Source organism: Candidatus Atribacteria bacterium (assembly GCA_011056645.1).
Taxonomy (GTDB): Bacteria; Atribacterota; Phoenicimicrobiia; order Phoenicimicrobiales; family Phoenicimicrobiaceae; genus Sediminicultor; species Sediminicultor quartus.
Map to the genome: position 1 here is coordinate 26079 of DSEL01000159.1, position 7747 is coordinate 33825.

Below are 7747 nucleotides of genomic sequence, written 5' to 3' on the forward strand. Positions count from 1 at the left end.
GTGAAAGAAATAAAAGTAAAAATTATAGAAGATAAAGAATATAGAGTAATTATAAAAAGAGGGATTCTCAGCAATTTAACTGATCATTTATCGGGAATAATAAAAAATAAAAAGGTTATTGTAATTACTAATCCTTTGGTACATGATCTATATGGAACTAAACTATTATCCGTTTTGAAAAAGGGTCAATTTAACTATGATTTAATAGAAATACCTGATGGAGAAAAATACAAGTCTCTATCTACCGCAAATTATCTCTATGATGAATTATTAAAAAAGAAAGTAGACCGAACCACAGCTCTTATTGCTTTGGGAGGAGGAGTAATAGGAGATTTAGTTGGATTCGTAGCTTCTACCTATATAAGAGGCCTACCTTTAGTACATATTCCTACTACTCTTTTATCTCAGGTAGATAGCAGTATTGGGGGAAAAGTTGCAGTTGATCATCCTTTAGCTAAAAATATTATTGGGGGCTTTTATCAACCAAAGGCAGTTTATGCCGACCCTGAAGTTTTGCAGACCCTATCAGATAAGGAAATAAAAAATGGAATTGTAGAGGCTATAAAGATTGCAGTTATTAAATCTCCAACTTTCTTTAAATGGTTTGAAAGAAGTATTGATCAGCTATTTAAAAAAAGGGAAGACTTGCTATGTAAACTGGTTAAAGAAGCTGTTTCTCTAAAAGTAGAAATAGTTTTGCAAGATCCCTGGGAAAACGGGTTACGCAAAATACTTAATTTTGGTCATAGTATTGGACATGCCCTGGAAGCAAGATCAGGATATCAAGGTTTAAGTCATGGTGAGGCAGTAGCTTTAGGTATGCTAATCGAGACTAAAATAGCTAGGAATAGAGGGATGTGTTCGGAAGAGTTTAAAGAAAAAATTAGTAAAATACTGTCATTTCTAGGAAAATACGAATCAATATTTGAATATATTAAAAAAATAGACTACAAACAGTTCTGGGAAACCCTAACTTTAGATAAAAAAAACTATTCAGGCCATATGACATTTATTTTACCGAAAGATATAGGGAAAGTGTGTTTAATTGATAATATTACTAAAGAAGAAGTAATGAAAAGTATAGAAGAAATAAAAAAGGAGTGAAGATTATGTTAAAGATAGGAATAATTAATGGACCAAATTTGAATATGCTGGGAAAAAGGGATCAAAAAATTTACGGAAATTTAACCTTAGAAGAAATGAATCATAAAATTGAATCCTTTGCCAAAGAGGAAGATATTGAACTAACAATAAAACAGTCAAATTCTGAGGGAGAGATTATTGATTCTATTCAGTATTTTTCTTCCCAAGTAGATGGTTTAATTATTAATCCGGCAGCTTATACCCATTATAGTTATGCGATTGCCGATGCTCTTAGAGACTGTTCGATTCCCACAATTGAAGTTCATCTTTCTGATATATTTTCTCGAGAAGACTTTCGGAGGAAATCAGTTACAGCTTCTGCTTGCACGGAACAGATTGCTGGATTTGGATATCAGAGTTATATTCTTGCGATATATGCTCTTAAGGATTTAGTAAAGAACAAACAAGGAAAAAAATAAATAAAAAATATTAGTTTATAATTTTGAAATGCCTTAATGACAAAATAATCTCTATATCAAATGTCTAAGCTCGATTTATCAAACCCTAAATATTCTCTATAGAAAGGAGAAAACAAAATGGAAGAAGAAAGTGACTTTAATATTCACATGATAAGTATTATTGGTGTAGGCCTAATCGGTGGATCATTGGGATTGGCTTTAAAAAAAAAGAAGCCGAATTTCAAAATTATGGGAATAGATAAACCAGGAATAATCGATAGAGCACTTGCCCGAGGCGCTATTGATGAAGGGGCAATCAATCTCGAAGAAGGATTAAAAAAAGCAGATGTAGTAATTTTATCCACTCCAGTAAAAACAATTTTAGACTTATTGACCCAAATTAATCCCTTTCTTAAGAGAGGATGTCTGGTAACTGATACAGGCAGTACCAAAAGACAAGTAGTAGAAAAAGCTACTGAAGTATTATCTAAAGATGTTTTCTTTATTGGTGGACACCCCATGGCCGGCTCTGAAAAATATAGTATAGAGGAAGCTAATTCTCAACTCTTTAATGATAAAACCTATATCTTAACTCCTACGAATAAAAATAATTTAATTGCGCAGAAGAGAATGTTTTTATTGATCAAAACGATCGGTGCAAAAAAATTAATATTAGATCCTCAAGAACATGACAAAATTATCGCTGCAATAAGTCATTTACCTCAAATTTTAGCAGTTTCTCTCACCAACATGATAAGCAAGCTTATTCAAGAAGAAAATGACCAACATTATTTTAAAGTAATAGGAGGAGGGTTTAAAGATATGACTAGAATAGCTTCTAGTCCTTACAAAATGTGGGAGGATATTTGTCAAACCAATAAAGAAAATATTTTAAGTTCTATACAGGAATTTAGAAATTATCTTGAAGCAATAGAAGAAAAACTCAAAAATGATCCAGGCAGTTTGAAAGAAGAATTCCAAAAAGCAAGCAAGTTAAGAGAAACTCTTTAAATTAAAAATTTTCTACCTACCAAAAATCTACCTAATAACTTTTTGACAAGGATATTATATTTATGTTAAAATATAAAAAAGTGATATATCAATGATATAACTATGTTATTACAAGAAAATATTATTTGAACGAGGTGAGAGAAATAGAGAAAGAATTTCTAAGTGAAAAGGCATATAGATTAATTAAGAATAAAGTTAGCGTTTCTAACGATCAACATATTAGCATAAGAAAAATATCTAAAGAATTTAATATAGGATATTCCCCAATAAGAGAAGCATGTCAACGTTTGCATCGAGAAGGATTACTAGAAGGCTTAGCGGGAGTAGGTTATTTCATTCCCCAAATGGAAATGAAAAGTATTATTGAAATATTTGAAGTCCGTAAAATTTTAGAAAAACATGTTTTTAAAGAAATTTTTGACTCCTTAACCGACGAACATTTAACCGCTCTTTCAGATTATACTGCAAAAGAAATTATTTCTCTAAAACAAAAAGATATTAAAGGTTTTCATAAATATGATAAAAAATATCATATGTTATTTTTTGAAATATACAATAATTCAGTTTTACTAAATCTAATGAAAAATGTTATGGATAAATATTTTATTTGTTCTTATAAAACTTTTAATAGTATTCGCAAAAAAGGAAACGTTGATGCGATTGAAGAACACGAGAGCATCATTAATTATATAAAACAGAAAAACAAACAAAAAGCAGTTTTAGAATTAACAAGACACATTCGTAATAGTGAAGAAAGAATAAAAAAGGGATATTACCATCGGTAATAGAAAATTTCTTTACTATTATTTGATACTAATTATAGAGTAAATAATCCTATGAAATTTCAAATCTATATCAAAGGAGATGTGCTAAATGATACATGTGATAACTAAAATAAAAAGACCACCAAAAGATTTAGTTGAACAGTTTAAATCAATTGCTGTTGCAACAGTTTATGAAGCTTCGAGTAGAAAAGGATTTATAAACCCTAAAATTAAGCCGATATTTAGAGGGATGAAATTGTGCGGTCCGGCCTTTACAGTCCAAACTGCTCCAGGAGACAACATAATGTTACACAAAGCTTTAGAAAAAGCACAAGAAGGAGATATTATAGTAGCAACAGTTGGTGATGAGTATGAATATGGATATTGGGGCGATTTAATGGCTATTCAAGCTAAAACAAAAAAAATAGGTGGGTTAGCAATTGACGGGTGTGTTAGAGATTCTGAGGAGATTATCGAAATGGGATTTCCCATATTTTCTAGAGGGGTAGCTATCCGAGGAACAGTAAAAGCATCTTTGGGACTTATAAATTACCCAATAAATTTTGGTGGAACAACAGTTAATCCTGGAGATCTCATTTTGGGCGATGATGATGGAATGGTTTGTGTTAAACTTCAGGATTGCATCGAAATATTAGCTAAATCTAAAGAAAGGGTACAAAAAGAAGAAGTAAAAGCAAAAGCTCTTATGAGTGGAATAAGTAGTGTAGAGTATAACCGTTTAGATAAAATTTTCGAATCTTTGAATTTAAGAGAGGAATAGTGCTGTCATGATCACTGAAAAAGAATTGAAAAAAATTGCAACGGAAATATTAAAACTTTACGGAGAAAACGAAAATAGTGCATCATTAGCTGCTGATTGCTTGGTTAAGGCTGACATGCGGGGAATTTTTACCCATGGCACTTATCTATTAATTCCTATGCATGATAGAATCAAAGCCGGTATGTTACAAATTCCCACAAAAACCTCTTTAGTAAAAGACAATGACGCAGCTTCAATAATTGATGGTGGAAATGGATTAGGACAATTAGTAGCAAGACAGGCAATGGAAATAAGTATTAAAAAAGCAAAAAAATTTGGAGTTGCAACCACCTTAGTGAAAAATACTAATAATATCAGTTTTTTAGGTTATTATACTGATTTAGCCTCTCAAAAAGGGATGATTGGAGCAGTTGGTTGCAATGCAGCTCCTTCAATGGCACCATGGGGTAGTACTGAAGCTTTTATCGGCACAAGTCCTTTTTCGGTTTCCATACCTGCCAAAAATGAAAGGCCAATTATTTTAGATATGTCATCAAGTATTGTTGCTCGTGGAAAAATTAGAAAAGCTTCACGAAACAAAGAACAAATTCCTTTAGGATGGGCAATTGATCAGGAAGGTAATCCCACCACAGATCCGAATGAGGCATTAAAAGGGACACTTCTTCCCATTGCAGGTCCTAAAGGTTCAGCGCTGGCTATTGTTATCGATATTGTTACTGGCATGCTGTCAGGATCAAAATATGGAACGGATGTGAAAACATTTCATAAATTAGAAGGACCAACTGGTGTTGGAGTGTTTTGCATAGCTATTGATATTAGCCACTTCATTGAGTTAGATACATTTTATTCTAAAATTGATGATTATATTCGTTCTATCAAGAATTTAAAAAAAACAAAAGATACCTCAGAAATCTATTTACCTGGAGAAATAGAATTTCTAAGAGAAGAAAAAGCTCAAAAAGAAGGGATCGAATTTAGTTCCCAAACGATGAATAAGTTAAATGATATCTTGGTCAAATTAGGCAGTAATTTGAGGTTATAAAATAAAAAGGGGCATAATCGATGAAATGGATAATGAGAGTAAATATGCGAAATGGAAAAATTGAAAAATGCAAAGTTACGTCCGAAGAAGAACACTGGGGTGGTCGCTTATTAATCTCCAAGTTACTCTTAAGAGAAGCGCCTCCTACTTGTGAATCACTGGGTCGTTACAATAAATTAATATTTTCCTCAGGTCTGATTGCTGATACAGCAATCACTACTACTGGTCAACTTTCTATTGGAGGCAAGAGTCCTTTGACAGGTGGAGTTAAAGAGAGTAATGTCGGAGGGTCTGCAGGTAAGAAAATCGCCAATTTAGGTATCAAGGCTTTAGTGATCGAAGATACCCCAAAGGAGATCTTAACTCAGTGCTTGCTTCTATCTTCTAACAAAGCTGAGATCATTAATATACCTGAACTAAAGCATAAAACTGTCGGAGATACCATTAAGATCATCAGAAAAAAATTTGGATCAAGCGTTGGTATTATCAGTATCGGACCAGCGGGGGAGATGAAGCTTTATGGTTCAGGGATTGCGGTTACCGATGACAAAGATATTCAACTTAGATATGCTGCTAGAGGTGGCCTTGGGGCATTGATGGGCTCTAAAGGATTAAAGGCTATTATTATTGATGATACCAAGACTGAAAAACCTGAGTATTTTGATTCAGGCTTGTTAAAAAAGACGGGAAAAGAAATAATCCAGTTTTTAAAGAAAGACCCCAAAACTGAGAATAGACATATGTATGGAACCCCCGCTATTACGCAAATGGCCAATGAGCTTGGCTTATTACCTACCAGAAATTTTTCTTCTGGAAATTTTGAAGACATTCAAAATATTAACGGCGAGAGAGTAAGAGAGGTTATTTTAAAACGTGATGGTGAAGGTCGTGCTGGTCATTTTTGTGTCACTGGATGTGCCATAAAGTGCTGTAATGTGTTTCCAGATGTAAAAGGGAGAAAGATTGTATCTTCAATCCAATATGAGAATATAGTTCTTTTAGGTCCAAATTGTGGTATCGGTGACCTGGATGATATAGCGGAAATGAATAATTTATGTAATCAAGTTGGTGTAGATGCAATAGAAACAGGAGCCGCTTTAGGTGTTTTAATGGAAGCAGGAGAGATTGAATTTGGAGATGCCGAAGCAGCAAAGGATGTGATACGTCAGATCGGAAAAGGCTCTTATCTTGGCCGTATTATAGGAAACGGAGTAAGTCTGACCGGTCAAGTTTTTGGAGTAAGAAGAATTCCCGCGATAAAAGGGCAAGCCATACCTGCTTATGACCCAAGAGCTTTAAAAGGTAATGGCGTAACTTACTTTACCTCACCAATGGGAGCAGATCATACAGCCGGAAATACTTTTGGATCTGCTGGGAAAATTAATCCCTTAAGTGGTACGGGGCAAATAGAAGATTCAATGAAATTACAATTACGAGTAGCACTTTTAGATACACTTGGGCTTTGTTTATTTGTAAGACCTCCATTTGTAAAGCACCCTGAATTTTATATATCTCTTTTAAAAGGTAGATATGGATGGGAATTGGAATTAAAAGATATCAAAAAAATTGCCGAAGATGTATTACAAACAGAAAGAGAGTTTAATAGAAAAGCAGGTGTCTCTGAAGAATTTTGGTCTTTTCCTGAATTTATGAAAGAGGAACCTTTACCCCCGAATAACACTGTATTTGATATATCTCAAGAAAAAATGAAAAGAATATGGGATGTTAAAATTCCAATTGATGAATTTTAAAAAATATTTGAAAAAAGAAGTGAAAGGAGTTTTATAATGCTATTGAAAGATTGTGTTGCCATTATTACAGGTGCAGGTAAAGGCTTGGGACAAAGTATCGCTGAAGAATTTTTTAAAGAAGGTGCTCTTTTAGCTTTATTTGATATTCAATATGATTTAGTAGAAAATCTCGCCAAGAAATTAGATTCTTCAGGAAAAAAAATTATAGCTATTAAAGCCGATGTCACAGATGAAATCATGATTAAGAATGCTATGGAGCAGGTATTTGATAAATTTGGTAAGATTGATATTCTGATAAATAATGCCGGAATTTCTTTACACAAAACAATCAAGGAAATGTCGGTGGAAGACTTTAATAAGGTTATTAATATTAATCTAAACGGTACATTTATCTGCAGCAAAACTGTCATTCCTTACATGGAAAAACAGAAAAGGGGTAAGATCGTCAACATTGCCTCTTTAGCCGGCAGAACAGGCCGACCGGGAGTTGGAGTTAACTATGCTGCTTCCAAAGCAGGAGTCATTGGTTTAACTCAGACTTTAGCACGGGAACTTGGTCCCAGTGGAATTTATGTCAATTCAATCTGTCCGGGTCCCATATTAACGGAACAGACTAGACAATATCCGGCTGAAGTTTTTGCCAGCTGGAATGCTGGTCGCGCGATCCAAAAGGATGGTTTACCGGAGGATATTGCTCAGTTAGCTGTTTTTCTATCTTCCGATAAATCGGACTGGATTACCGGTATTGCCCTTGATATTAATGGTGGAATTTTAATAAGGTAAGGTTAAAAATAGATGGAGGTAAAGACATGTCAAAGGTGAAAGTAGTTCGAATAAAAGATGTAAAAGGAGAAAGA

Annotated in this window: 8 protein-coding genes; all 8 read left to right on the forward strand. The window is 33.6% G+C overall.

Annotated elements, in window-relative coordinates:
* The 8 genes from aroB to ENO17_07020 all read left to right on the forward strand — a co-directional run bounded on the left by aroB (nucleotide 1) and on the right by ENO17_07020 (nucleotide 7673).
* Nucleotides 1–1104, forward strand: a complete 1104-nt coding sequence (gene aroB, locus ENO17_06985) for a 3-dehydroquinate synthase (protein HER24773.1) — start codon at nucleotides 1–3, stop codon at nucleotides 1102–1104.
* 5 nt (nucleotides 1105–1109) lie between these two features.
* Entirely contained in the window at nucleotides 1110–1562 is a 453-nt protein-coding gene (gene aroQ, locus ENO17_06990; protein HER24774.1) for a type II 3-dehydroquinate dehydratase, read from the forward strand.
* Between the two features lie 117 nt (nucleotides 1563–1679).
* A complete protein-coding gene (locus ENO17_06995; protein HER24775.1) occupies nucleotides 1680–2552 on the forward strand; it encodes a prephenate dehydrogenase in 873 nt (290 codons plus the stop codon).
* 134 nt (nucleotides 2553–2686) lie between these two features.
* Nucleotides 2687–3337 (forward strand): GntR family transcriptional regulator, encoded by a 651-nt coding sequence (locus ENO17_07000; protein HER24776.1) that lies wholly within the window; start codon nucleotides 2687–2689, stop codon nucleotides 3335–3337.
* Nucleotides 3338–3425: 88 nt separating this feature from the next.
* A complete protein-coding gene (locus ENO17_07005) occupies nucleotides 3426–4097 on the forward strand; it encodes a 4-carboxy-4-hydroxy-2-oxoadipate aldolase/oxaloacetate decarboxylase (GenBank protein ID HER24777.1) in 672 nt (223 codons plus the stop codon).
* A 7-nt stretch (nucleotides 4098–4104) separates the two neighbouring features.
* Nucleotides 4105–5139, forward strand: coding sequence for an Ldh family oxidoreductase (locus ENO17_07010; GenBank protein ID HER24778.1), 1035 nt, complete (start codon nucleotides 4105–4107; stop codon nucleotides 5137–5139).
* A gap of 20 nt (nucleotides 5140–5159) precedes the next feature.
* Entirely contained in the window at nucleotides 5160–6890 is a 1731-nt protein-coding gene (locus ENO17_07015; GenBank protein HER24779.1) for an aldehyde ferredoxin oxidoreductase, read from the forward strand.
* A 36-nt stretch (nucleotides 6891–6926) separates the two neighbouring features.
* The gene (locus ENO17_07020) at nucleotides 6927–7673 is read left to right on the forward strand and encodes a 3-oxoacyl-ACP reductase FabG (protein ID HER24780.1); all 747 of its coding nucleotides are present in this window, start codon (nucleotides 6927–6929) and stop codon (nucleotides 7671–7673) included.
* Nucleotides 7674–7747: the final 74 nt, after the last annotated feature.

What these genes read in the sequence shown, in the direction of transcription:
- ENO17_06995 (HER24775.1), top strand. Translation starts at nt 1,680, where the DNA reads ATGGAAGAAGAAAGTGACTTTAATATTCACATGATAAGTATTATTGGT.
- ENO17_07010 (HER24778.1), top strand. Translation starts at nt 4,105, where the DNA reads ATGATCACTGAAAAAGAATTGAAAAAAATTGCAACGGAAATATTAAAA.
- ENO17_07015 (HER24779.1), top strand. Translation starts at nt 5,160, where the DNA reads ATGAAATGGATAATGAGAGTAAATATGCGAAATGGAAAAATTGAAAAA.
- aroQ (HER24774.1), top strand. Translation starts at nt 1,110, where the DNA reads ATGTTAAAGATAGGAATAATTAATGGACCAAATTTGAATATGCTGGGA.
- ENO17_07020 (HER24780.1), top strand. Translation starts at nt 6,927, where the DNA reads ATGCTATTGAAAGATTGTGTTGCCATTATTACAGGTGCAGGTAAAGGC.
- ENO17_07005 (HER24777.1), top strand. Translation starts at nt 3,426, where the DNA reads ATGATACATGTGATAACTAAAATAAAAAGACCACCAAAAGATTTAGTT.